General features: G+C 61.6%; 21 protein-coding genes. 12 read left to right on the top strand and 9 right to left on the bottom strand.

Going from position 1 to position 23,903, the window contains the following annotated elements:
- The first annotated feature begins 29 nt into the window (after positions 1 to 29).
- The 7 genes from ABH939_RS24230 to ABH939_RS24200 all read left to right on the top strand — a co-directional run bounded on the left by ABH939_RS24230 (position 30) and on the right by ABH939_RS24200 (position 6,296).
- Positions 30 to 932, top strand: coding sequence for an Lrp/AsnC family transcriptional regulator (locus ABH939_RS24230; RefSeq protein WP_007730473.1), 903 nt, complete (start codon positions 30 to 32; stop codon positions 930 to 932).
- 78 nt (positions 933 to 1,010) lie between these two features.
- On the top strand, positions 1,011 to 1,667 hold the full coding sequence (locus ABH939_RS24225) for a FadR/GntR family transcriptional regulator (RefSeq protein ID WP_125052245.1): 657 nt from the start codon (positions 1,011 to 1,013) through the stop codon (positions 1,665 to 1,667).
- The gene (locus ABH939_RS24220) at positions 1,664 to 2,467 is read left to right on the top strand and encodes a class I SAM-dependent methyltransferase (protein ID WP_030536129.1); all 804 of its coding nucleotides are present in this window, start codon (positions 1,664 to 1,666) and stop codon (positions 2,465 to 2,467) included. The genes ABH939_RS24225 and ABH939_RS24220 overlap by 4 nt, the downstream gene beginning before the upstream one ends.
- Positions 2,468 to 2,592: 125 nt before the next feature.
- Entirely contained in the window at positions 2,593 to 3,075 is a 483-nt protein-coding gene (locus ABH939_RS24215; protein WP_030536130.1) for an acyl-CoA thioesterase, read from the top strand.
- Positions 3,076 to 3,120: 45 nt separating this feature from the next.
- Positions 3,121 to 4,401 (top strand): NAD(P)/FAD-dependent oxidoreductase, encoded by a 1,281-nt coding sequence (locus ABH939_RS24210; RefSeq protein ID WP_338926516.1) that lies wholly within the window; start codon positions 3,121 to 3,123, stop codon positions 4,399 to 4,401.
- Between the two features lie 69 nt (positions 4,402 to 4,470).
- A complete protein-coding gene (locus ABH939_RS24205) occupies positions 4,471 to 4,794 on the top strand; it encodes a DUF6292 family protein (protein WP_003942947.1) in 324 nt (107 codons plus the stop codon).
- Positions 4,795 to 4,874: 80 nt separating this feature from the next.
- A complete protein-coding gene (locus ABH939_RS24200) occupies positions 4,875 to 6,296 on the top strand; it encodes a DUF2252 domain-containing protein (RefSeq protein ID WP_047269369.1) in 1,422 nt (473 codons plus the stop codon).
- Between the two features lie 4 nt (positions 6,297 to 6,300).
- On the opposite strand, the gene ABH939_RS24195 is transcribed toward ABH939_RS24200, so the two are convergent.
- Positions 6,301 to 6,558, bottom strand: a complete 258-nt coding sequence (locus ABH939_RS24195) for a WhiB family transcriptional regulator (RefSeq protein WP_003943196.1) — start codon at positions 6,556 to 6,558, stop codon at positions 6,301 to 6,303.
- Between the two features lie 19 nt (positions 6,559 to 6,577).
- Complete coding sequence (locus ABH939_RS24190) at positions 6,578 to 7,108, bottom strand: HNH endonuclease (protein WP_338926519.1); 531 nt, start codon at positions 7,106 to 7,108, stop codon at positions 6,578 to 6,580.
- A gap of 335 nt (positions 7,109 to 7,443) precedes the next feature.
- Between ABH939_RS24190 and ABH939_RS24185 the strand changes: the two genes are divergently transcribed.
- A complete protein-coding gene (locus ABH939_RS24185; RefSeq protein ID WP_338926521.1) occupies positions 7,444 to 8,454 on the top strand; it encodes a GntG family PLP-dependent aldolase in 1,011 nt (336 codons plus the stop codon).
- A gap of 1 nt (position 8,455) precedes the next feature.
- Here ABH939_RS24185 and ABH939_RS24180 read toward each other — a convergent pair whose 3' ends face one another.
- Positions 8,456 to 9,310: an LLM class flavin-dependent oxidoreductase gene (locus tag ABH939_RS24180; RefSeq protein ID WP_054186995.1), complete on the bottom strand. Its 855-nt coding sequence runs from the start codon at positions 9,308 to 9,310 to the stop codon at positions 8,456 to 8,458.
- Positions 9,307 to 10,170, bottom strand: a complete 864-nt coding sequence (locus ABH939_RS24175) for a patatin-like phospholipase family protein (protein WP_047269365.1) — start codon at positions 10,168 to 10,170, stop codon at positions 9,307 to 9,309. Before ABH939_RS24175 ends, ABH939_RS24180 begins: the two co-directional genes overlap by 4 nt.
- Positions 10,171 to 10,224: 54 nt before the next feature.
- Between ABH939_RS24175 and ABH939_RS24170 the strand changes: the two genes are divergently transcribed.
- Complete coding sequence (locus ABH939_RS24170) at positions 10,225 to 11,910, top strand: dihydroxyacetone kinase family protein (protein ID WP_198035670.1); 1,686 nt, start codon at positions 10,225 to 10,227, stop codon at positions 11,908 to 11,910.
- Positions 11,911 to 12,011: 101 nt separating this feature from the next.
- Positions 12,012 to 13,634, top strand: coding sequence for a long-chain fatty acid--CoA ligase (locus ABH939_RS24165; RefSeq protein WP_003943212.1), 1,623 nt, complete (start codon positions 12,012 to 12,014; stop codon positions 13,632 to 13,634).
- A 72-nt stretch (positions 13,635 to 13,706) separates the two neighbouring features.
- Here ABH939_RS24165 and ABH939_RS24160 read toward each other — a convergent pair whose 3' ends face one another.
- From ABH939_RS24160 to ABH939_RS24150, 3 genes are read right to left on the bottom strand one after another with little or no spacing between them, the layout of a single operon-like run.
- A complete protein-coding gene (locus ABH939_RS24160; RefSeq protein WP_063315515.1) occupies positions 13,707 to 14,333 on the bottom strand; it encodes a TetR/AcrR family transcriptional regulator in 627 nt (208 codons plus the stop codon).
- 13 nt (positions 14,334 to 14,346) lie between these two features.
- On the bottom strand, positions 14,347 to 15,108 hold the full coding sequence (locus ABH939_RS24155; RefSeq protein WP_003942978.1) for a 3-hydroxyacyl-CoA dehydrogenase: 762 nt from the start codon (positions 15,106 to 15,108) through the stop codon (positions 14,347 to 14,349).
- Positions 15,109 to 15,136: 28 nt separating this feature from the next.
- On the bottom strand, positions 15,137 to 16,330 hold the full coding sequence (locus ABH939_RS24150; protein WP_030536138.1) for an acetyl-CoA C-acyltransferase: 1,194 nt from the start codon (positions 16,328 to 16,330) through the stop codon (positions 15,137 to 15,139).
- Between the two features lie 368 nt (positions 16,331 to 16,698).
- Here ABH939_RS24150 and lanKC point away from each other — a divergent pair, with 368 nt between their 5' ends.
- The gene (gene lanKC, locus ABH939_RS24145; RefSeq protein ID WP_404650263.1) at positions 16,699 to 19,281 is read left to right on the top strand and encodes a class III lanthionine synthetase LanKC; all 2,583 of its coding nucleotides are present in this window, start codon (positions 16,699 to 16,701) and stop codon (positions 19,279 to 19,281) included.
- Positions 19,282 to 19,951: 670 nt separating this feature from the next.
- Here lanKC and ABH939_RS24140 read toward each other — a convergent pair.
- On the bottom strand, positions 19,952 to 20,575 hold the full coding sequence (locus tag ABH939_RS24140) for a hypothetical protein (RefSeq protein ID WP_064443584.1): 624 nt from the start codon (positions 20,573 to 20,575) through the stop codon (positions 19,952 to 19,954).
- A 1,103-nt stretch (positions 20,576 to 21,678) separates the two neighbouring features.
- On the opposite strand from ABH939_RS24140, the gene ABH939_RS24135 reads away from it, so the two are divergent.
- Positions 21,679 to 22,917 carry a DUF222 domain-containing protein gene (locus ABH939_RS24135; RefSeq protein ID WP_404650262.1) on the top strand — a complete coding sequence of 413 codons (1,239 nt, stop codon included), beginning with the start codon at positions 21,679 to 21,681 and terminating at the stop codon, positions 22,915 to 22,917.
- Between the two features lie 111 nt (positions 22,918 to 23,028).
- Here ABH939_RS24135 and ABH939_RS24130 read toward each other — a convergent pair whose 3' ends face one another.
- Positions 23,029 to 23,871 (bottom strand): SDR family oxidoreductase, encoded by an 843-nt coding sequence (locus ABH939_RS24130; RefSeq protein ID WP_074447109.1) that lies wholly within the window; start codon positions 23,869 to 23,871, stop codon positions 23,029 to 23,031.
- Between the last annotated feature and the right edge of the window lie 32 nt (positions 23,872 to 23,903).

The following is a 23,903-nucleotide window of genomic DNA, read 5'->3' as shown; positions in this document are numbered from 1 at the left end:
GAAAAATCTCTGGAAAAGTTGGGGCAACCATGACGGTCGATCTCGATTCCAAGCTCATTGCCGCACTTCAGCGCAACGGGCGAGCGACGTACCGCGAACTGTCCGTGGCGGTCGACGCCCCACGAGCGGCGGTGTCCACCAGAGTGCAGGCGCTACTCGACTCGGGAACGGTGTCCGTAGTGGCCGTCGCGCACCCCGAACTTCTCGGGCTGAAGGCGCTTGCACACGTCTCGATCGCAGTGTCCGGACCGATGACCCCGGTGCTGGACGCGTTGATCGCATCCGAGGCCGCCGTCTACATCTCGGCAGTCAGCGGGCAGTACAACGTGATTGCGGAACTTCGGGTGCCCAGTCACGACGATCTGTACCGTGCCATCGCCGAACTCCGCTCACAACGTGGCGTTCGATCCGTGAGCACGCTGGTCTACGTCGACGTCATCAAGGGAATCTTCATGCCCGAGACCGCTTTACAAGCCGATATCCGACTCGACTCGACAGATGTCGCGTTGATCGAACTGCTCGAGCGCAACGGGCGAATGCCCTTTCTCGAGCTGGCCGAACACACCGGACTGTCGCCGAGCGCCGTGCGCAACCGGGTCAATCATCTGATCGCGAGCACGGCACTGCGCGTCGGCGCTGTCGTCAAGCGGCGAGGTGGTGGCCGAACGCTGGCGATGGGCATCGGCGTCAATCTGGGCTCACGGGACGACAACGCGGTATCGGAGATCGAGTCGCTGCCCGGAATCGAATTCCTCGCCCGGACCCTCGGACGATACGACGTGATCGCGACGGTTGCCGCCAACTCCTCGAGCGACCTGCATGCGCTGTCCGAGCGAATCCGCGGGATCGACGGTGTCAGCGGCTTGGAATCTTGGGCACATCTCGAGGTATTCAAGGAGCACTACGCCCGCAGCCTGGACGTACGCGGGTAATTTCCGAGTCATTGACCCACTTGGTCGGGCACGCTAACCTCGATCAAGTCATTGACCCACTTATCCGAGGTGACATACATGGCCGATTCCGGACGCAAGGTAGACATCGTCGCCGCGGCGATCGAGGAGGCGATCTCGACCGGTCGATGGCCCGTCGGATCGAAACTCCCGCCGGAGACCGCATTGGTCGAAGAATTGGGAGTCGCCCGAAACACCATGCGCGAAGCGGTACGGGCGCTTGCCCACGCCGGAGTTCTGTCCGTACGCCACGGTGGCGGCGTGTACGTCATGGCGGCGTCGCCGGTCGAAGGATTACTCGGGCGCAGGCTCGCCAGAGGTGACGTTCTCGACGTACTGAGCCTGCGACGCGGACTCGAGGTCGAAGCCGCGCGACTTGCAGCGCAGCGCCACACCCCCGAAGATCTCGCGCGGATACATGCAGCCTGGAATGCCCACCCCGGTCACGTCGGCGGCTTCACTGTCGAAGCCGGCATGGCCTTGCACCTTTCGATCGTCGAGGCGTCCCACAATTCCGCACTGATCGACGTCTACCGGGGAGTCCTTGCCGCCGTGACGGATTCGCTGTCCGCCGTCAGTGTCGGTCCAGGTTTCCACGTCGACGAGCACCGACCCTTGATCGCTGCCATCGAGGAACGCAACCCCGGCGAAGCAGCGCGTGCGGCAGGCGCAGCGCTCGATACGGTCATCGACGCAGTCGAAAGGAGCTTGTCGTGAATCGGGGAAACTGGAACGGTGCGGCATATTCCCCTCTTGCCGAACAACTCTCACCTGCATCGACAGAGGCGCTGCGCTCGATCGGGCACGTGAGCACGGCGTACGACGTCTGCGCTGGAACGGGGAACTTTACGCTCCCGGCGGCCCAGTCCGGGATCGCGGTCCACGCACTCGACCTCTCCGCCAGCCAGCTGGAGGTCGCGCGCGAACGCTGGATTCCTCGCCCCGGAACTACCGAACCCACTTTCACGATCGGCGATGCACAGTCTCTGCCGTGGTCGGATTCGAGCGCCGACGCCTGTGTCAGCATCTTCGGGATCATCTTCTGTCCCAACCCTGCGATCGCCCTCGCAGAGATGATGCGGGTGACCCGCCCGGGTGGAAGCATTTGTGTCGCAACGTGGTCGGAGAACGGGTGGGCAGCAGCACTCCGAAGGGAGGCCGCCTCTGCGTGGAATGGCATCACACCACTACCGACGACATGGTCGAGCCCGAGCGAATTCGAGAAGGCAGCAGCTGGATTGGAGTCGGTGAGCTCGGCCTCGCACCTGCTCGAGTGGCAACTACCAGCCGGTTCGGATCCCGTCGAGGAACTGTGCGACCAGGCGCCGGCGTTGAAGAACTTTCGCGAGGCGGTTCGAGGCGCAGGGAATTGGGCTTCGATGTCAGCGCACCTCCGCTCGACGCTCGCACCCTGTCTCAGGTCGAGCGCGGCCGGCCCCGTCGCCACCAGCGAATACGTCCTCCACACGGGCACTGTCCCGAACTCTGACACCGCGCTCTTCCGAACGCGCGGGTAACCCTCTTTGCCGGATACGGTCTCTTCACCGTCCACCGAACCGAAGAGGCCCGCTTGATGTCTGAATCGAACTCCCTACCTGAATTGAAGCAAGCATCGCAGCAAGCATCGAAACAAACCTTGTCCATGTCCGTCCTCATGACGCCGGACATGTCAAACTTCTCGGGCAACGTGCACGGCGGAACGATTCTGAAGTTTCTCGACCAGGTTGCCTATGCGTGCGCGAGTCGATATGCCCAGACCTACGTCGTGACTCTGTCGGTGGATCGTGTGGTGTTCCGCGAACCGGTGCATGTCGGCGAACTCGTCACGTTCAGCGCTTCCGTCAATTACACCGGGCGCACCTCGATGGAAATCGGAATTCGAGTCGAAACCGAAGACATTCTTCTCGGAAAATCTCGACACACCAATAGTTGCTATTTCACGATGGTGGCGATGGGGAGCGACGGGAAACCGGCTGAGGTACCCCAACTCCGGCCGACCGGAACAATCGCGAGGCAGCGATTCGAGGCCGGGCGACGGCGTCGTGAACTGCGCAGAGAGAACGAGCTTCGTGAACAGTCCATCCGGGCCGCAGTTCGGGACTTAACGCCCGAACACGATGACTGAATCCAGTCATATTTAAGTTATAACCTTATGCATTAAGCTGATCGAGTGACTTCGAAGGCACGGGAAAAGTATGACGTTGTGATTGTCGGCGCGAGCATCGCGGGATGCGCGGCCGCCATCATGTACGCCCAGCAAGGTCTGCGGATAGCGCTTCTCGACGCTCGCTCCGACATCCGGGCGCACAAAGTCCTGTGCACTCACCACCTGCAACCGTGCGGTGCCCCGATCTTGCAACGACTCGGCGCCACGGAAAAACTGCTCGCCCTGGGAATGGTGGAAACCGTTCCGACATTCTGGACCCCTTGGGGAGTGATCACCCCTGACGCGGCAGAGAACTCACCGCCACCTGGGTTCAACGTCCGAAGGGAAACTCTCGACCCCCTACTGCGCCAACTCGCGAACGACTACCCGAACGTCGACCTTCTTCTCGGGCATCGCGTTTCCGGACTACTGACCGAGAACGGCACTACTGCAGGCGTCTACGGCACCGAACAGGGTTCGGTCTTCACTGTCGAAGCACGATTGACCGTCGGAGCGGACGGCAAGGATTCGACCGTCGCACGATCCGCTCGTTGTGACTCCGTGACTGCATCCAACGGGCGTTTCAGCTATTTCGCCCAACTCTCCGGACTTGAACGACCCGGCGGAGAAACGTCATTGTCGTGGTTCATGGATCCCGACGTCGCCTATCTGCTCCCCAACGACGGCGGAATCAGCGTGCTGGTGGTCTTCCCTGCCCTCGACAAGCTCGGCTCGTTCGCTGACGACCTGTCTACTGCTTTCCTCGAGTACGCCAACGCATTACCCGGCGCTCCGCTTGTTCGGCGAGAGCACATCGTCGGAAAGATCGTTGGTACCAAACACTTCTCCACAACCCTCACCGAACCCGTGGGTAACGGGTTCGCACTCATCGGCGACGCTGCGGCAACCAACGACCCGTTGTGGGGTATCGGATGCTCGTGGGCACTCGAGACCGCTCAGATGCTGGTCGATGCGACCGCGCACATGCTGACGGAGACGCCGGCAGACACACTCGACTCACATCGGAACGTGAACGCTGCATTGACCGAATACCGTAGCGCCAGAGCGAGTATGACGAATCACATCGACTACATGAGTGGTTACGCCGGTGGGCGAAAGTTCACCGCGATCGAACGTCTGCTCATCTCCGCGGCCACCCACGACCACGACGAAGCCCGAAGGTTCTACTTGTTCGGTTCCCGGTTGATACCGGCCGAACAGTATCTCTCGACTCGCTCGGTCGCGCGGGCAGCACAAAAACATCTCAGGCACCGTCTGCGTCGTAGATCTGTGGCCGGGACGTAATCTGACAAGCGTTTTTTCGGCGCCGGCAACGGGGAACCCTCCGATCGCAACCGAGCCGGAGGAGCGACCATGCGTGCACACATCGCCATTCCGAGTGAATCGACTTGTCACAGGTACGTAGTCGCCGTCGCCAGCTCCACCTTCGCCGAATCGGTCATCTGGTGCGACGGCCCCGCGTTCGACGCAGTACTCGTTCTGGGCAGCGAGATTCCGCAGCACAGTGGCCACCGAGCCGTACTCGCCTGGAATCACTACTTCGGGTGGGCGCTCGGCGTGGAAACCACACCGGATGCGTCGTTCGCCGTTGTCGAATGCCTCGGTATCGGGAGAATGCCGGATCCTGAACTGTGCGCCGACCGCGCTGTCGAGTTGATTGCCCAGGCGGGTAGTTAAGGAACTCGTCGCGCGGCGCACAATCCGGCGGGCATAAGATCGAGCGCGAGTTTCGCACGCCCGACGAAAGAGAGCCCGACATGGACCCGCTGAACAGGCCTGCCGGTCAGCTGGCTCTCGAGAACGAACCGGACGGCAGGGCGACTTTGCGGGCGCGTCAGACGCCCCGCAGTGAGCGTCGCAAGATCGGGAAAGGCCTGCGCAAGCGAGTGGCGCGATCGTCGCTCGGCGACTGGACGCCCCCATCCGATCGACGTGACCCGGTCGATCAGGTCAACACGGCACACGAGGGAAGACTCGACTGGTTGGTTCCGATCCGTGTGGGGCGAATGGTCGCTTCGCCATACGGATTCCTGCGCGGTACCGCCGGATTGATGGCAGAGGACATGGCGCAGCTGCCGTCCACCGGCATCACTCCCGTCATCTGTGGAGATGCGCACGTCGGAAACTTCGGGTTCTACGGATCTCCGGAACGCGAACTTGTCATAGACCTCAACGATTTCGACGAAGCACATCCCGGCCCCTGGGAATGGGATCTACGAAGGCTGGCTGCGAGCATCTGGGTGGCCGGTCGGCAGAACGGTCTCACCGAAGCTCAATGCGAAACAGCAACAACCTCGTGTGTGTCCGCGTATCGCCTCCACTTGGCGAAGCTCTCCGAGCGTCCGCTGTTCGATCGCTCCTTCGACCGGGTCGATCTCGACGGACTCACCGACCACGTCACCGATCCTGGGTTGCTGGCCGAGATCAGGCGCGCCGCGGAGCGCGCCCGGCGGCGTACGAGTGACCATGCGGTGCCGCGGTTCACCGTCGAGGATCACGGACGGCGCCAGTTGGTCGAGAACCCGCCGCTCACAACACGACTCACGCCGCAGGACACCGACTTCCTCCTGGAGGGTCTGGACGAGTATCTCGAAACCCTTGCACCACACTGGCGCCGAGTCGTCTCGGGATACAACGTCATCGACGTTGCGCACCGGGTTGTCGGAGTCGGGAGTGTCGCTCTGCGCGCCTATGTCGCCCTGTGCGAAGGGAGCATCCCGGACGACGTCATCTTCTTGCAGCTCAAACAGGCTCGCCGATCCGTAGTTGCGCCCTTCGTGCACGGCGACTCGGCCTGGCACGACCACCAAGGACGACGCGTCGCGGAATACCAGCAAGCTCTCCAGACGGTCAGTGATCCACTGCTCGGGTGGTGCACCGTGGACGACCGCCAGTACTACGTCCGTCAGTTCCGGAACATGAAAGGTTCTGTGGACCTGAACAATATCGATGCAGCGGCCTTGACCGACTATGTCGCGATCTGCGGTCGCCTACTGGCCAAGGGACACGCACGAACCAGTGGCGCGTCACTGATTTCCGGTTACCTGGGAACCTCGGACGCGGTCGATACCGCCCTCACCCGGTTTGCTCGGCTCTACGCCGATCAAACCGAACGTGACCACGACGCTCTGTGCCGGGCGGTATCGGCCGGTACGATCGCCGCGGAGCCGGGAATCTGATCCCTCACGCCGCGACGATCCTGCCCTGCTCGAACTTCACTCCTCCCCAGATTCCGGTCTGGCCAGTGGCAGAGGCGAATTCGCGACACGATTCCGCAATCGGGCACCTGTTGCACACGTCGGTCGCGTAGTCGTATCCCTCGGACGGAAAGGGAAACCACCGGTCCGGCTCGGGGTCTCCTCGGCATTCCGCCTGCCACCACGTCCGGTCGTCCGAGATCGGCAAAAGCTCAGCCAAATTGGAGATTTCGTCAGCGCACATCACTGGCTCCCTTCGACTGTCACGTCCGACTCAATTCACGCCAGATCTCCTGCTGCACTTTCTCGATGCGCCGAGGTGCCTTCGGCTCCCACAGCAGCCGCATACCGGCCTCGGCCGGAGTGCGATCCGCCTTGCGCTGATTGCAGGAACTGCAGCACGCCACCAGATTTCCCCACGTGTTGGGCCCGTTACGGCTCCGCGGCTGGACATGGTCGATGGTCGTTGCCCGGGCGGCGCAGTACGCACATTGACGACCGTCCCGGTCGAAGACACCGGCAAAAGTGGCCCGACTGGAATCGGTGACCGTCACCCGGTGAGCAACGTACACGTACTCGGCGAGCAGGATCGTCCTCGGCAGTGGGATTTCGACGTGCTTGGAGCGCACCGGAAATATCGGGGTCACGTCTTCGGTGGGCTGCGCGGAGCCGGTGGCGATCAGGACGACCGCACGATCGGCGCTCACTTCACCGAGGTACTCGTACGTGGCGTTGAGTACCCGGACGGGGCGGTTCATCCAACTGTGAGCAAGTGCGCGGTTCGGGTTCCGCATGAGAGTTCTCAGTTCGTGTCGAGGAGTGAAACTCCTGGACACGAAGACGGGTCAGGAGCAAATGCAAGAAATGGGGAACGGCATATATCCAGCGCCGCTCTGTTCCCCGAATGCGGGATGGGAAATACCGCGGGGTGAGTGCCCGCGCAGGTGCAACGCTTGCTTCCAGTCGCGCATGCCTGTCCCCTTCCACTTCTTGTTCTCGTCACCGGCGATTGCCGGCGCTCATCATCACACGGAAGGCATCCTCAGCGATATCGATTTATCAGGCCGGAAGAGCCGTCCTGGAAATACCGCGGTTTGACGCCGGAACACGCGGCTTGATCGAATGAGCCATGACTTCGTCGTACATCGACCTACGCTCGGACACCGTCACCAAGCCTGATGCGGAGATGCGGAAGGCGATGGCCGACGCCGAGGTCGGTGACGACGTCCTCGATCACGACCCGACCATGGCGGCGCTCGAGGAAGAGGTGGCGCACACTCTGGGTTTACCGGCGGCACTGTGGGTGCCGAGCGGATCGATGGGCAACCTGATTGCGCTGATGCTGCACCTTCACCGCGGCGATCAGTTCCTGGCACCGGAACACTCTCACGTCTTGGGCTCCGAATTGGGCACCGCTGCCTGGCTCGCCCAGGGAATGCCGATGGCGTTGCCGCACGACGGCGGACCCGGACGTCCCACCCCCGAGACTGTCGTGAAGGCGGCGGGCTCCCCCGGCCCGTACTTCGCGTTGAACACCACGCTGCTCTGTCTCGAGAACACTCATAACTTCGCCGGCGGTGCCGTCATGAATCCGACCGAATGGACGAAGCTGGTCGACGCAGCGCGATCACGCGGCTTGAAGATTCACCTCGACGGCGCCCGTCTCTGGAATGCCGCTGTTGCACTCGATGTTTCGCCCACCGAATTGACTTCCGGCGCCGATACCGTTCAGGTGTGCCTGAGTAAGGGACTCGGTGCGCCGGTCGGCTCGATACTCGCCGCATCACCCGAATTGATCACCGAAGCCCGAAGGATCCGCAAGATGCTCGGCGGCGGCGTTCGTCAGGGCGGAGTGCTGGCCGCAGCCGGCATCGTCGCGTTGCGCTCACAAGCTCGCCTCTCCGACGATCACGACAACGCGCAGCGCCTCGCGTCGGGGCTTCGTGAACGCGGTTGGGCCGTCGACGAACCTGCCACCAACATCGTTCTGGCCGCGACAGCCGATCCGTCGGTCACCGTTGCTCAGCTCGCCGCTGTCGATGTCGGCGCGGTCACCGTTGCCGGGAAGGTTCGGTTCGTGACACATCACGACGTGAGCACTGCCGACATCGACGCGGTTCTGTCCAGAGTAACCTTCTGAACTACGCCACCAGGGGTTGAACCTCCTGCGCGACAAAGCGAATGAACTCGCGGACATCCGGCTCGTCAACAGTCGGTTGGAGTGCCACGGTGGTTGCACCTGCTGCAACCCATCGCCGTGTTGCTGCCGCGACTTCGGCCGCGTTGCCCACGGCAATCGCATCCTCCGGCGACTCGCTATCGGACGCTGCGGCCTCGGCAAGGGCGCGCTCACGACCGCCGGAACCGAAAGCACAGATGACGTAGACGACGACCTCGTGATCCGACGCCCCGATGTGAGCGATCGCCCGACGCACGCCGTCCGGGGTCGTCCCACCCGAGAGCACGGTGCCCTGCGCCAACTCGCCACTGAGCGCCAAAGTCTTTGGCCCCGTGGCGCCGACGAGCAACTGCGGCACCGTCTCCGGTGGCCACGCCAGCGTGACGTCCGTGAGATTCACGTATCGACCGGACACCGTCACCGACTCACCGCCCAGTAGCCGCTCGACTGCTCCGAACTGCTCCCGCAGGAGGGTCAACGGCGATTCGGCTTTGGCCCCGATCTGCCGCATCCAACTCTGAACGCCGTGACCGAAGCCAACCCGTAGTCGATCCGGATGAACTCTGGCCAGCGCTGAAATCTCCATCGCCGTGATCGCGGTGTTGCGCATCGGGGTCGGCAGCACACCGATCGCCACACCCACACGATCGGTCTCAGCCAATACAGTTGCAGCAGTGGCTATTCCTCCGCCGAAGAAGCAGTCTTCCCACAACCAGACCTCGTCGATACCGACTTCGTCTGCATACCTGGCATGTCGAACCAGATCTTCCGGAGATTGCTCCGGGCGCACGACGACGGCAATCCGTGCGGCGCTCATGCCGTCACCAGAAACGCGGCGATCTCGTCGGCGGTTCGACGGCCCTGTTCGCGGCCGAGTTCGGCTGCGGGGCGCCTGGTTGTCGGTGAAAGCGAGTTCGTTCCGATCGCTTCGACGACGGCGTCGTCGGCGAAGACAGGCAGCACGGGCAAGGGCGTCATCACGTCGATTTCCTCTCGTAGACTGCCGCCCAGAAGATTCGGGGCGGGGTCGGCTGCGGGTGAAAGAACCACGACCACATCGCAGTCGGCAGCCAGATGAACATTCGAGCCACTCGCCATTCCGCCGTCCATGTACCGCTCGCCCTCGATCACGACTACCGGCCACACCCCTGGTACGGCGCAACTTGCTCCGACTGCGTCGATCAGTTCTACGCCGTCAGCGTTGCCGAACACCCTCAACTCACCGGTCTGTGCGTTGATCGCCGGGATGCGCAACTCCCGGTCGGGCCACAACCGATTGGGCAGCCTCGCCTCGATGACCGCGCGACGCACGGCAGGTTCGACGGTATCGGCTCTCATCGCTGCTTCGCCGAGCAAACGGAGCTGCTCGGCCCGGTCCTGCGATCCTGCGATCGCGTCGACGAACATCTGACCGAGTACCTCGACATCGACCTTCGGGTCGATTTCGCCGGTCGCCTCCGCTGTTTGTGCGTCGAAAAGCTCTTGCAGTGTCACGCCGCTCGCTATCTGAGCGCTCACCGTGGAACCTGCGGAAGTGCCGATCAACACGTCCGCCGTCAGCAGCGCAGCGGCAGTGTCCGGTGATTTGTCCTGAAGGCCCAACAGAAAACCTGTTTCCCAGGCGATTCCCGCAACGCCGCCACCGGCAAGTACCAACCCCAATTTCACGCCGTCCACCTCTCGTCGATCGTGATCCGTGCCCGAAGTCGACGTTAGACCTACTCTGAAGTGATGTTCATGCGCAGCGCAAAGACATTTGTTCCCGACGCACTCCGTGGGTTGATCGCATCCACCGACGACATCGCGTGGAATCCCGACCCTGGGTACCTCACACGCGCAAGGCCACTTCCCCGCGGACGGGTCGCGCTCGTCTCCGGCGGCGGTTCAGGCCATGAACCCATGCACGCCGGATTCATCGGCGAAGGAATGCTCACAGCCGTCTGCCCCGGATTGGTCTTCAGCTCACCCAATGCACTTCAGATCCACGAGGGATCCAAGGCTGCCGACGCCGGCGGCGGCGTCCTTCACATCGTGAAGAACTACACCGGCGACGTGATGAACTTCGGTATCGCCCGAGAGTTGCTACGCGAGGACAAGATCGATACGGACGTCGTCCTGGTCGACGACGACGTCGCGACCGAACGCGCAGACGGCAGTGGCCCGGGGCGACGCGGTACTGCGGCAACCATCGTGGTGGAGAAGGTCTGCGGCGCATCCGCCGCCCGCGGCGACGACCTGGCCGAGGTGACCCGGATCGGACAACACGTCGCGCACTCCGCTCGGAGCATGGCCGTCGCCCTTCGCCCATGCACATTGCCGGGGGCTGACGAGCCGTCGTTCGACTTGCCGGCGGGTCAGATGGAACTCGGTATCGGCATCCACGGCGAACGCGGCACAGAACGCGCGGACGCCCTGCCCGCACCGGAATTGGTGCGGCGGCTGACGGACCCGATCATCAAGTCCCTGAGTCTCGCCGAAGGCGACCGCGTCATCGCCGTCGTCAACGGTCTCGGCGCCACCCACCCGCTGGAGTTGCAACTTCTGTTCGCCGAACTCGGAGATTATCTGGACGAACAGGGAATTCACATCGAGCGGACACTGATCGGAACCTTCGTCACTGCATTGAACATGGCAGGCGCGTCCATCACCCTTGTTCGCACAGACAAAGAAATCCTCGAATTATGGGACGCACCAACAAAAGCGCCCGCCTGGCCGAATGCTATAGCGCGTGAGTACACCGGCATGGGCACGCGCGAATCTTTCGGTCCCACATTCACACCCGACACCTCACGCACCGCCGAAAGCAGCTTCGTCGGAAGCTGGATTGCGGACTGGGCCGAGAAGGTACTGGATCAGGAACCGGCACTGACCGATCTCGACCGACGAGCGGGCGACGGCGATTTCGGGACCAACATGGTGGCCGCACTGGATCAACTCGACATCTCGGCGATCCGTGACACGTACTCCACCGCAACGATATTCGATGCAGTCTCACAGGCGTACCTCGGCCACGCTGGTGGCACCTCCGGCGCATTGTTCGGCATCTGGTTCCGGCATTTCTTCCGCGTTGCCGCAGACTCGGCGGACTCCGAACTCGACCTCGGCGCGATCGCGGCTGCAGCGCGAGCGGGACTCGACAACATCACCTCGCTCGGCGGCGCACGCGTCGGCGACAAGACGATGGTCGACGCGATAGTTCCGGCGGTCGAGTCGTTGGAGCAATCCGTGAGCTCGGAAGCCGATCGAGATGCTGCGCTGGCGAGCGCAGCGGAAGCCGCAGCGGCCGGGGCGGAGTCGACCGAAACCATGCTCGCGAACCGCGGACGTGCAAGTTATGTGGGCGAAGCCGCTCGCGGAGTAGTCGATCCGGGAGCGCTACTCATAGCGTGGTTCTTCGCCAGTGCAGTGGGTCACTAGCGAGCACTTCGGGGCTGTGACTAATCTGGCAGCCACAGCACATCGTTTGTGACGACCCGTGGGCAAAAGCACCGGTCTCACACACCACACAGGAGCAGCCCATGCTGAGCACCATGCAAGACGCCCCCCTCTCCATTGCTCAACTTCTCCGCCACGGTGCCTCCGTTCACGGCGCCTCCGAGGTTGTCACGTGGACCGAGTCCGGCCCGCGCCGTGTGTCCTACGCTGACGTCGGCAAGCGCTGTGCTCAGCTCGCGCACGCCCTGCGCGGGCTCGGCGTCGAGGGCGACGAGCGAGTCGCCACGTTCATGTGGAACAACTCCGAGCACCTCGAGGCGTACCTGGCGATCCCCTCGATGGGCGCTGTGCTCCACACCCTGAACATTCGTCTGTTCCCCGAGCAGTTGATCCATGTCGCCAATCACGCCGAGGACCGCGTGATCATCGTCGACCCGTCCCTGATTCCGCTTCTCTCTCCGCAGCTTCCGTCGCTGACCACCGTCAAACACATCGTCGTCACCGGCTCCTCCACTGCAGGACTCGAAGCTCCCGAGGGAGTGCAGGTTCACACCTACGAGGGCTTGATCGCCGATCAGCCCACCGAGTTCGACTGGCCCGAGGTCGACGAACTGAGCGCTGCCGCAATGTGTTACACGTCCGGCACCACGGGTGACCCCAAGGGCGTCGTCTACTCCCACCGTTCGATCTACCTGCACTCCATGCAGGTCTGCATGAGCGACGGCCCCAACCTCGCGCAGGGCGATCGTGCACTCGCCGTGGTGCCTCAGTTCCACGCCATGTCGTGGGGACTTCCCTACGCCGCATTCATGATCGGTGCTTCGCTGATCATGCCCGACCGCTTCCTCCAGCCTGCCCCGTTGGCTGCGATCATCGCCAGCGAGAAGCCGACGTTCGCCGCAGCCGTCCCCACCATCTGGCAGGGCCTGCACCTCTACCTCGAGCAGAACCCGCAGGACATCTCCTCGATGCGCGAGGTTCTGATCGGTGGGTCCGCGGTACCGCCGGCCCTCATGCACGCATTCGAAGCCGATCACAACGTCTCGGTCCTGCATGCCTGGGGCATGACCGAAACCTCCCCGCTCGGATCCGTTGCCCGCCCGCCGGCCGGCGTCACCGGCGACGCAATGTGGAAGTACCGCTACTCCCAGGGGCGATTCCCGGCATCCGTCGAGGCACGTCTCATCGACGACGACGGCAAAGTTGTTGCACACGACGGCGTTTCCGTCGGCGAGCTCGAAGTGCGCGGCCCCTGGATCACCGGGTCGTACTACGGCGTCGATGCGGAAGACAAGTTCAACGACGGCTGGCTCAAGACCGGCGACGTCGGATCCATCACGGCCGACGGCTTCCTGAGCCTGTCCGACCGCTCCAAGGACATCATCAAGTCCGGCGGCGAATGGATCTCCTCGGTCGACCTCGAGAACGCCGTCATGGGTCACCCTGACGTCACCGAAGCTGCCGTCATCGGCGTGCCGGACGAGAAGTGGGACGAGCGCCCGTTGGTTGCGGTTGTTCTTCGCGCTGGTTCCGAAACCACCATGTCCGAACTGCAACAGTACCTTTCGGACAAGGTTGCCAAGTGGCAGCTGCCCGAGAACTGGGCTGTGGTTCAGGAAGTCCCGAAGACGAGCGTCGGCAAGTTCGACAAGAAGCGCCTTCGCGCCGACTACCACGAGGGCGGACTCGAAGTCACGAGACTCTGACACGTATCAAATACTGAAGGCGGGCAACAGGTTTTCGACCTGTTGCCCGCCTTCGTTTACGGACGAGACACCTTACGGTCGATACCCGACCGTGCGAAAAGCGATGTCGACGTACTTCTGCGCCAATTGCGACGGTGACATCGGACCGCCGGTCTGGAACCAACGCGGCAGTGACTGCGCCATACCGAGTATTGCCCGGACGGTCTCTTCGGTATCGGTGACCGCGAAATCTCCCGATGCCACACCGTCGTCGACGATCCTGCGCATCAGCAACTCGAGCCGCTTACGACTGGCGGCGTATCGACTTCGGCTTTCCGGTGAGACATGCCGGATCTCGGTGTCCAACGCAGCATGCCGCGACCGGTGGGTCATATAGAGAACTATCGCCTCCACCACCAAGGCGAAGCGTCGTACCGGATTTTCGCCGGCCTCCGCTTCTGCCGCTTCGGTTCTGGTATTCAGCTCACTCATCGAGACCTCGAACAAAGCGACGAGAATTGCCTCTTTGTTCGCGTGGTGATAGTAGAGCGCGGGAACGGTTACCCCGACACGATTGGCAATCTGGCGCACCGTCGTGCCGTGGTAACCATTCTCGTCGAACAGCTCGAGCGAAGCCGTCAGGATGTCGGTCATCACCAGCGGCGGGAAGGACCTCCAGTCCACTGCCACCGAGCTCACCGACTCCACCTCGCCAGTCATGTGATAGCCGAAATTACCGCGGTGCCATACGGATTGCACCGTCGAGGCGGATCGTCTCACCATTGAGCATGGGGTTGGAAACGATGTGCGCAGCAAGCGCGCCGTACTCGCTGGGATCACCCAGGCGAGAGGGGTGAGGCACCTGCTGACCCAACGACGCCTGGGCTGCTTCGGGCAGTCCGGCCAGCAACGGGGTCTTGAACAAGCCGGGTGCAATGGTGTTGACGCGGATCAGCAGCGACGCGAGGTCACGGGCGATGGGAAGCGTCATACCGACGACACCGCCCTTCGACGCGGAGTACGCAGCCTGCCCGATCTGGCCGTCATACGCGGCGACCGAAGCGGTGTTGATGATGACGCCGCGTTCACCGTCGATTGGCTCGGTCTTCGAAATACGTTCCGCAGCAAGACGAAGGACGTTGAAGGTGCCGATCAGATTGACGTCGATGACCTTCTTGAACGCGTCGAGAGGGAAAGCGCCCTTCTTGCTGACCGTCTTGACTGCGTTGCCGATTCCGGCGCAGTTGACTGCCACGCGCAGGGGTCCGAGGGACTCGGCCACGTCGAGTGCCGCGGTGACCGCAGCCTCGTCGGTGACGTCTGCCGCCGCGAAGCGGACCCGGTCGCCAAGTTCCTTGGCGATGGCTTCACCGTTGGACGACGGAAGGTCGATAATGACGACGCTGGCACCGTCGGCAAGAAGGGCTTTGGTCGTAGCCAGGCCGAGGCCGGATGCTCCACCGGTGACGACGGCGACGCTGTCGTTGACGATCATGAGAGTTCCTTTCGAAAGGTTATGTGTTTCAGATGCGTTCGATGATTGTGGCGTTGGCCATGCCGGCGCCCTCGCACATGGTCTGCAATCCGTAGCGTCCGCCGGTGGCCTCGAGGTGGTTGACCATCGTGGTCAGCAGACGAGTACCCGAGGACCCCAGGGCATGGCCGAGTGCAATCGCGCCGCCCCACGGGTTGAGCTTTGCCGGGTCGGCGCCGAACTCGTGAGCCCAGGCGAGTGGAACGGGAGCGAAGGCTTCGTTGACCTCGTAGGTGTCGATGTCGTCGATGCTCAGACCCGCGCGAGCGAGCACCTTGTGGGTGGCTGGGATGGGTGCGGTGAGCATGAAGATCGGGTCATCGCCCGCAACGGAGAAGGAGTGGAAACGAGCTCGCGGCGTCAGCCCCAGCTTCGACGCCATTTCTTCGCTCATGATCAGTGCTGCGGACGCGCCGTCGGTGAGCGGCGACGAGTTACCGGGAGTGATCGACCACTGCGCCTCGGGGAAGCGCTGCGCGTACTTCTCCGAGTAGAACGACGGCTTCAAACCGGCGAGTCCCTCGGCGGTAGTAGACGCGCGAACCGTCTCGTCGACGATATGCGAGACGGTCTCACCGGCGGCGTTGGTCACCGAGATCGGCAGAATCTCCTTGTCGAAGAGCCCCTTCGCCGCTGCCTCTGCTGCCCGCTGGTGGGACTGCGCGGAGAATGCGTCGAGAGCGTCGCGGTCAAGCTTCCACTTGGCGGCGATCAATTCTGCAGAGATTCCCTGGTTGACCAGGCCTTCGGGGTAGCGAGCCGCGACGCCCGGACCGGAAGCGTCCTTCCCCATCGTCGTGGTACCCATCGGGACACGACTCATGGATTCGACGCCTGCCGCGATCACGATGTCGTAGGCCCCGGCGATCACGCCCTGCGCCGCAAAGTGCGCAGCTTGCTGACTTGATCCGCACTGGCGATCAATCGTGGTGGCGGGTACCGACTCGGGGAACCCTGCCGACAGGACCGCGCTGCGGGTGATGTTGAGCGCCTGCTCACCGGCCTGGCCGACGCAACCGCCGATCACGTCGTCCACCAGGGCGGGGTCGAGGCCGTTTCGCGAGGTGATGGAACGCAGAACGTGGGCCATCAGTTCGACAGGGTGCGTCCCGGACAGTGCTCCGCCCGGCTTTCCCTTGCCGGACGCGATCCGGACTACATCGACGATCACTGCCTTGGTCATCTTCGTTCCCTTCGAGGACGTGCATTGCTGGGGCGGTCCGGCACCCGTGTTTCGTGGCGCCGGGTACCGGACCGAGATCGAGGGAGCACCCTGACTTAGCGCTCGCTAAAGAACTACCACCGACTTGATCCTCTCGTCAAGAGGGGGCCTCCGAACTCGAAACAAATGCGGCCGACTAAAAGCTGGGCGATCAGTGACCTCGCCTGGCCCACGCCATTCATTAGTACTTTCGAATGATAGGTTTTCAATCTTCGCCCGAAATGTCCGGAATCGGATAACCTTCCGCCACAAGCAATCCAAGCCACAGGGGATTCGGGGCGTGGCACCAATCGATGACAACCGCAGGGGGACTGACCGGGAGGTTTGGCGTGGACCTGCGATACGTTGCCTTCACGCGTGCCGACCCGCATTTCTACGACCGAATCAGAACGGTCACCCGACTAGATACATCAACTGACCAGCACTTTATCCCCGCGAAGTCGGTGGATTGGTCGCTCTGGCGGCGCGGTCCCCAAAGTGGACCGTGGAACTACTTCCAACCGCCCGACGGTCTGCTGCCAGAACAAGGATGGAAGATTCACTGCTCCGCTACCCGAGCCAACGCGCAGGAGCTGCTCGATACCGTTTCCGTGTATTGCGGTCACAATCATGTGCCGTTCAAATTTCTTCGGACGGCAGCAGACCTCATGTTGTCCAACAGCAAGCAGGCCAATCGAACTTCCAGCGGAAAATTCATCACGATCTATCCGGCGGATGGTGTTGCCACACAACGTGTCATCACCGAACTGGACAAGCTTGTCACCGGTGCCGACGGGCCGTACATCCTCAGCGATGTGCGATGGAACCGGGGACCGCTCTACTTACGGTACGGCGCGTATCTGCCCATGCAGACCTACGATTCATTCGGCGATCGCGTCCCGGCAATTCGGCGTCCTGACGGATCGCTCGAACCCGATGTGCGCGGCACTTCCTTCAGAACTCCGGACTGGGTACAAATCCCGGACTTCGTTCGCGCGCAGCAAGACAAGCTGAAATCACATGACGAATTCCCCTATTCGATCAATGAAGCCCTGCACTTCAGCAACAGCGGGGGGATCTACTCCGCATTCGACGACGCCGGCATCGATCTGGTCATCAAAGAAGGCCGTCCCTTTACCGCCCCGGACGCAAACGGCCGGTACGCAATCGACCGCATCCGTAACGAGTACGACAAGTTGACTCACCTTGCCGACAACCCGTACACACCTTCTGCGATCAGCTTGTTCGAGCGCGAGGGACACCACTTCCTTGTCACCGAGCGCGCTGCCGGCACTCCCCTGAATCAGGAAGTTGCGCTCCGTCACCCACTGATACGTGCGGACCAGACACTCAGTTCCCGAACGGAATACAGAACCTGGGCACTCGACATTGCACAACAGTTGACTACCGCAGTCGAGAGCTTCCACAACGCCGGAATCGTTCATGCCGATCTTCACCCTGGCAACGTCATGTGCTCACCGTCCGGTATTCGGATCATCGACTTCGAGATGGCCCACAACATCGACGAGCATCCGCCCCGGTCCACCGGAGCCCCCGGATACACAGCACCTCGACAGTTGACAGGAATCGCGGCGGATCGATACTCGTTGGGATGCATCGAGCTGGGACTCTTTGTCCCACTTACTACATTGTTCCCTCTCGATTGCAACAAGATTCCCGAACTCATCGACTATGCGGTGTCTCGATTCGATCTTCCTCGTGCCTTCGGTGCCTCGCTCTATTCGATGCTCGACGTACAGGCGCCGGAGCCGGAGAATCGCCCACATCGTTGGGACACGTCGCCCGGGGAAAACCTGCAACGGGCGGCCGCTCTATTGCGCTGCGGCATACTCGCCTCGCTTGATCTCTCCCGCCCTGATCGACTCTTTCCCGGTGACATCGCCCAGTTCGAAGTGAACGGTTACGGCATTGCTCACGGCTCGTGCGGAAACCTACTCGCCGATGATCTTCCCACCGACACCTTGGAGACAGTTCTGGAATGGACTGAACATCAAGTTGATTCGGATACGCAACCACGGTTCGGTTTCTTCGACGGGCTCGCAGGTGCGGTGCATACCTTTCGGCAACTAGGACGACACTCGACTGCCGACAGATGGGTCGAGACTTTGTGCAAAGCTTCACTCGACGAGCTCGACTCCAGCCTCTTCGACGGCCTTTCCGGCATCGGTTGCCTCCTACTCGAGGAATCGGTTTCACGGCCGATCGTGTCACCCACTCTCGCTGTCGTGACTGAAACTCTGCGCGAACGAATTTCAGCTGCTCGCTTGCATGTCCGCGACGCCGGCGGAACACCTTGGGCAGTGGCCGGCCGAGGTGGGCTGATGCGGGGACCGAGCGGACAAGCACTGTTCTGGACTCGCCACTACGAACTGAGTGGTGATCCTCGATCGCTGGAACACGCACGCCAGCTCGTCGACATCGATCTGTCTGTGATGTCGATGTGCCCTGACGGATCGATGCAGCTGAGAGAGGAGCGCCGGACGATGCCGTATCTCGGATCCGGGTCTGTCGGTGTGGGCCTGGTACTTCTACAACTTCTGCGCCATGTCGACGAACCGCGTTACGCAGCTGCGGTGCGTGCGATATCCCGCGCCGCCACAGTCGAATTCACTGCCCAAGCCGGACTACTCAACGGGCGAGCCGGGCTGATTCTGTTCCTCAGCGAACTCTCCAAGACTCCATACGCCGGCGCCGATTGTGAACAGACGCTTGCACAGCAGTTTCAGCTTCTGGGCTTGCACAGCCTCAATCACGCAGGAGGCCTGCACTTTCCAGGTGAACAGAACCTGAGACTCTCGACAGACTGGGCAACCGGATCCGCGGGAATACTGGCATTGCTCCGTCATGCCGGATCGGCAACTGTCCGACAGTCGTTTCCACTGATGTGCGTGTCGAACTGCCACATCTCCTAGTTGTTCGGAAAGTTATCAACCCGGAAGATTGGAGCACAGAAGTACCAGGCGAAAAACCTGGAATTAAATCAACACCGCAAGCAAACTCGATCGATCAAATCCATCGGCAAGAACGCCGATCAACAAAGGAAATGACAATGGACGCTATTCTCTCCCTTCAAGATCTGTCAGTCGCCGCCGGCAACGTCGGAGATGCCGGCCAACTCGAGCAGAACGCGGCAATCAGTTCCCTCAGTTTCTTCTGCCTCTGACCTCAGGCCGATACCTCGGAGCAAGTCCGGGGTATCGGCTTTCGGAATCCGTGCGGATCATCAGACGAACAATATTGTTTCATCATGAGACGCATCCGCACTTCACCGAGCTGTATTCGCCGATGGTGTGTGCGACCTGGCGGCAATGCCGAGGGTAGATCGCATGGTCACTAGCGACGACATTCCTACTGATCCTGACAGCCGCACTTTCGGGCTGGTTCGTGCAGCGTTGGGGCGAGAGTTGGGACTTCGGGGACATCTGCTCGCGCTGGTACGACGGGGGGTGGCGGTTGCCGCGCCGCCACCGCCTTGACCTTCACGACGCTTTTCGTACTCCTACTTCCCTTCGCCTCAGGAATGCTGGTCGGCGTCACCACATTCGCCCGAGACTTCGAGCGGAGGGTCTGGTGGTTTGAGTTTCAATAGCTGTCAACGACAAGATGAGGGAATCGGTACCATCCGCCCCCGATGTCTTCCAGCCGGAGCTGATTGAAGGTCTTGTCGGACACACCATCGGGTGCGTACACCCAGCCGGGATTGTCCAAGATGTCCAATCCATCTCGTGCGTCATAGAAATAGACGTGGCCTTCACTGCTGACGTTGGCATAGGAGATATCGAATCTGCCGATTCGTAGATCACGATGATACCCATCGGAATAGGGATCGTCAGGTTCTTGAAGTAGTTGCTGTGCAACGGTTTCGAAGTCTGCCCGATACTGATCGAAATGTGGCTGCCCCGCGGCCGCGATCCCGAGTGCGATCACCACGAGAACCGGAACAGCGACATCGGACCACAACCATCGGCGTCGCTGCCACCAGCACACTCCGAGCAGCACGATTGCAACACTCGCCGTGAGGACCCAGAGAACGACCGCACCGGCGATCGAGAGTGCACTATCCGCAGGTTCGGGCCAGGCGAGATGGCATTTCGCTGCGACATACATCGCCGACGCCGACGCTGCGATAAGTGCGTTTACCAAAACAACCCAACGAAGAGCACCGGACCTTCTCGTTGCCTGCGAGTTCGACACTGCCTGATCCATTCGATGAGAATAGCGAGCTGTTTGTCGCGGACTAGCAGTAACCACTTCCCCGATCTCACGATCGATTGTTTCTCGGCACGGAGAAAGTGTCCACGGTGCTATCTTTGCTGACTATGGGAGGCAGGGCTGCGAGGATGGTCGATTTGAACTACCGATGTCAGGAGAGCTCGGCGACTCCCAAAGTCGACAGGTCAATTTTGAGCACGGCTGGATTCGGTGGATCGCAGCAACCAATACCATCGTCACCCCATGATGACGTGACTGTTGCGGGCGAGTCGTGAAGATTCGATTATTACGAGCAAGCCAAGCGTCTTTAGCAATATCGCTGATCGCACTAACCTTGGTCTATTTGTTGGACGCATTTTCTTTGCGCCTCCAACATCAGCCCAGCTGGTGCATTGATCACTATGGAATCCCATCACGATTCAATTATCTCCTTCCCGGCCGGGCGGAGAGGGTAGCGGCAGGAATTACAGACTTCTGGGGATGGTTCCCTCCAGGCATAAGCTGTACATTCACTGATGCAGTGACCAAAGAGAGCGAAACGGTGGCACCGGCCGCGGACAGGTCGTACATCGTCGTCGTTCTTGTGGCGCTGATCATGATCTCGGCTGTCGGCGTGTTGTTCGGCCGCCGGAAGCGCTGAAGATTGGTTTTGGCTCGGGACTGCAGATGCGCACTCGACACCAGACCGATGAGTAATAAATCGGTGTCCGTCGTGTCCGGCGCTTCCACCACTCGTCGATCTTCGCGAATCCACCAGCCTTGTTCGAGGGCATTTCTTGCGGGTCCTGGTGGTCTTCGTTCCCATCACGCTGGCGATGACTCTCCTGGGCCTGGTGCTCGGCTGGACCCATGCGCTTGCCGGGGACAGGCGGCAACATGATCGACGCCGATTACACAATGTGCTGGGGCTCAGACAATTCCGACGTGATGCTGTTGCGCTCCGGGTTGATGGTGGCGCTCGCACTCGTCGGCGCACGTGGACTACGTCGGCGACCCGCCTATAACCGACTGTCCGAAATGTCGAAATCGATTTGATAGCAGCAATTTTCGATCCACATTCTCTTGTGTTCGAAACTTTGTTCGATTATGCTTTCGGCATGGACAGTCGGGATGCGTGGCAGCTGGATGGCGAGGGCCTCAAGGGGGAGGTTCTGGATCTGGTGCGTGTCCGGCACGAGTTGCAGTCGCGGTTGGTGTTGCTGATCGTGGAGATGTTTTCCCGTGAGGTTCTCGGCGGGAAGGGTTTTCGGGCGATCGCGCAGTGGTTGCATGGTTCGACGAATTTGGAGATCGGTGAGTGCAGTCTGCTGGTCGGGTTGGCGCGGTTGTTGATGCTCGAACCTGTTGTCGCGGATGCGTTTCATCGCGGTGACGTGGATGCGTTGAAGGCGCGGCAGGTGGCGTCGTTTTGTCAGCATCCGCCGAAGAACATGACCCTGGCGGATGTGGACAAGGCTCGCGGGATTTTGTTGTCGTTGGCGTCGAAGAACATTGCGGATTGCGATGCGGTGCGGGCGGCGATTCGGCGGATCGAGAAGCAGTACGGAAAACGCGAGGACGGCGTCCCGGTCGGCGAGGATTCCGAACGTAACGAGTTCTACGCCTCGAAAGGCTTGTACGGCAGAGTAACTGTGAAGGGCGACCTAGATGCTGTGAACGGGGCCCGGTTGATCACGTTGTTGTCGAGTCTGTCTGCGCCGACGCCGGAGAAGGACGGCGTCAAAGACGCCCGCACTCCGGCGCTACGGCGTGCGGACGGCTTTTGCGAGTTGTTGCGCCGGTACGAGCGGGCGGGGTTGGGTCCGATCGAGGGCGGGGTGAAACCGCACATCACGGTCACCGCCAGCGCGAAAGACATGACGGACCTCAAGGCGTTGAAGGACCTCTTGCCGTCGACTCAGGAACTGGGTTTCGCGTGGACGGATTGGGTGGGCCCCATCAGTATCGATACCGCGCGGATGTTGGCGTGCGACTGCACCGTGACGCGAATTTTGTTGGATGAGAACGGTGTTCCGCTCGACTGCGGCAAGGAAGCGAGAACAGCGACGGTTCCGCAGCGGCGAGCACTGGCCGTCCGGGATGGCGGGTGCGCGTTTCCGGGGTGCGGGACTCCGTCGGGGTGGTGCGATGCCCATCATATTGTTCACTGGAACGATGGTGGCCCAACAGATCTCGACAACCTGATCTTGTTGTGCGGTCATCACCACCGGACGATGCACCACACGGAATGGCGGGTGGAGATCGGACCGGATCGAAAGACGGTGTTCTATCCACCGATGTCGATCGATCCGTATCAACAGCCGATCGGCGGGAACAGCCCACCCACAGCGGCGTGAATCGCGACAATCGAATACATCAGCACCGGGGACGAACCATGCCCCGGTGCTGGTGCACGTTTCTGGTCAGATCCCAACCCCTCAGATCCCAACCCCTCAAATCCCAGCCCCTCAGATCCCGGCCCTTCGCACGAGAGCGTCAGTGGCAGAAGGGGATACAACGTCAATCGCTCGTAACAGCCCCGCGTACCGCGGATACAGCTCGACGGGACGCGTATTGATCGCCCTCAAGATCCACGATGCAGCTTGATCGGCCGTCAGCGCCGGCTGGCTCACGTAATCCGCCGTCGGCGCGATCATCGGTGTTCGTATGAGTGGGAATTGCACTGTGGTGACATCGACACCGGTGCCGTGACATTCCGCGCCGAGGCTTCGGCCGAAGGCACTGAGAGCAGACTTCGACGCGTGATAGGCGCTGAACCTGGGCATCACCCCGGCAGTAACTCCCCAGGTTCCGACGTTGATGATGTGTCCGGACTTCGCCTCGAGCATCGCGGGCAGTAGCCGCAACGTCAGTCTTGTCGGCCCGAAGTAGTTCAGCGCCATGGTGCGCTCGTAGTCATGGAATCGGTCGACCGAATCCAACGCGGTACGCCGGATCGAGCGACCCGCATTGTTGACGAGGATGTCGACCGACCCGAATCGATCCGCGATCGTCTCCGCGAGTTCGTCAACGGCTTCACCGCGGGAGAGGTCCGCAGGCACGATGTGTGCCCATCCTCCCCTGCGGTGAATCTCGTCCCGTACGTGTTCGAGGTTTTCCTCACCGCGCGCGACCAGGATCATCTCGGCTCCCCGACGAGCCAAAAGATGAGCTGTCGCCTCACCGATCCCCGACGAGGCTCCCGTCAGGACGATGGTCTTGTCGGAAAGCGTGACGCCGCGAGACGGAACAAGGGAGCGCAGACGCGTCGGCGGTCTCAATGCAAGATTGCTGAGAATCGATCTGATCACGTCGGCCTCGGTTCGATCTTCGCGTGCGATTC

The sequence above is a fragment of the Rhodococcus sp. 27YEA6 genome (genome assembly GCF_044908235.1).
Lineage (GTDB): Bacteria > Actinomycetota > Actinomycetes > Mycobacteriales > Mycobacteriaceae > Rhodococcus_F > Rhodococcus_F qingshengii.
This window is presented reverse-complemented; position numbering and strand designations above follow the sequence as displayed.

Coding starts and splice junctions, on each gene's coding strand:
- ABH939_RS24230 (WP_007730473.1), top strand. CDS start 30: ATGACGGTCGATCTCGATTCCAAGCTCATTGCCGCACTTCAGCGCAAC.
- ABH939_RS24225 (WP_125052245.1), top strand. CDS start 1,011: ATGGCCGATTCCGGACGCAAGGTAGACATCGTCGCCGCGGCGATCGAG.
- ABH939_RS24215 (WP_030536130.1), top strand. CDS start 2,593: ATGTCCGTCCTCATGACGCCGGACATGTCAAACTTCTCGGGCAACGTG.
- ABH939_RS24205 (WP_003942947.1), top strand. CDS start 4,471: ATGCGTGCACACATCGCCATTCCGAGTGAATCGACTTGTCACAGGTAC.
- ABH939_RS24200 (WP_047269369.1), top strand. CDS start 4,875: ATGGACCCGCTGAACAGGCCTGCCGGTCAGCTGGCTCTCGAGAACGAA.
- ABH939_RS24195 (WP_003943196.1), bottom strand. CDS start 6,558: ATGTGCGCTGACGAAATCTCCAATTTGGCTGAGCTTTTGCCGATCTCG.
- ABH939_RS24190 (WP_338926519.1), bottom strand. CDS start 7,108: ATGCGGAACCCGAACCGCGCACTTGCTCACAGTTGGATGAACCGCCCC.
- ABH939_RS24185 (WP_338926521.1), top strand. CDS start 7,444: ATGACTTCGTCGTACATCGACCTACGCTCGGACACCGTCACCAAGCCT.
- ABH939_RS24180 (WP_054186995.1), bottom strand. CDS start 9,310: ATGAGCGCCGCACGGATTGCCGTCGTCGTGCGCCCGGAGCAATCTCCG.
- ABH939_RS24170 (WP_198035670.1), top strand. CDS start 10,225: ATGTTCATGCGCAGCGCAAAGACATTTGTTCCCGACGCACTCCGTGGG.
- ABH939_RS24165 (WP_003943212.1), top strand. CDS start 12,012: ATGCTGAGCACCATGCAAGACGCCCCCCTCTCCATTGCTCAACTTCTC.
- ABH939_RS24160 (WP_063315515.1), bottom strand. CDS start 14,333: ATGACTGGCGAGGTGGAGTCGGTGAGCTCGGTGGCAGTGGACTGGAGG.
- ABH939_RS24155 (WP_003942978.1), bottom strand. CDS start 15,108: ATGATCGTCAACGACAGCGTCGCCGTCGTCACCGGTGGAGCATCCGGC.
- ABH939_RS24150 (WP_030536138.1), bottom strand. CDS start 16,330: ATGACCAAGGCAGTGATCGTCGATGTAGTCCGGATCGCGTCCGGCAAG.
- ABH939_RS24140 (WP_064443584.1), bottom strand. CDS start 20,575: ATGGATCAGGCAGTGTCGAACTCGCAGGCAACGAGAAGGTCCGGTGCT.
- ABH939_RS24135 (WP_404650262.1), top strand. CDS start 21,679: ATGGACAGTCGGGATGCGTGGCAGCTGGATGGCGAGGGCCTCAAGGGG.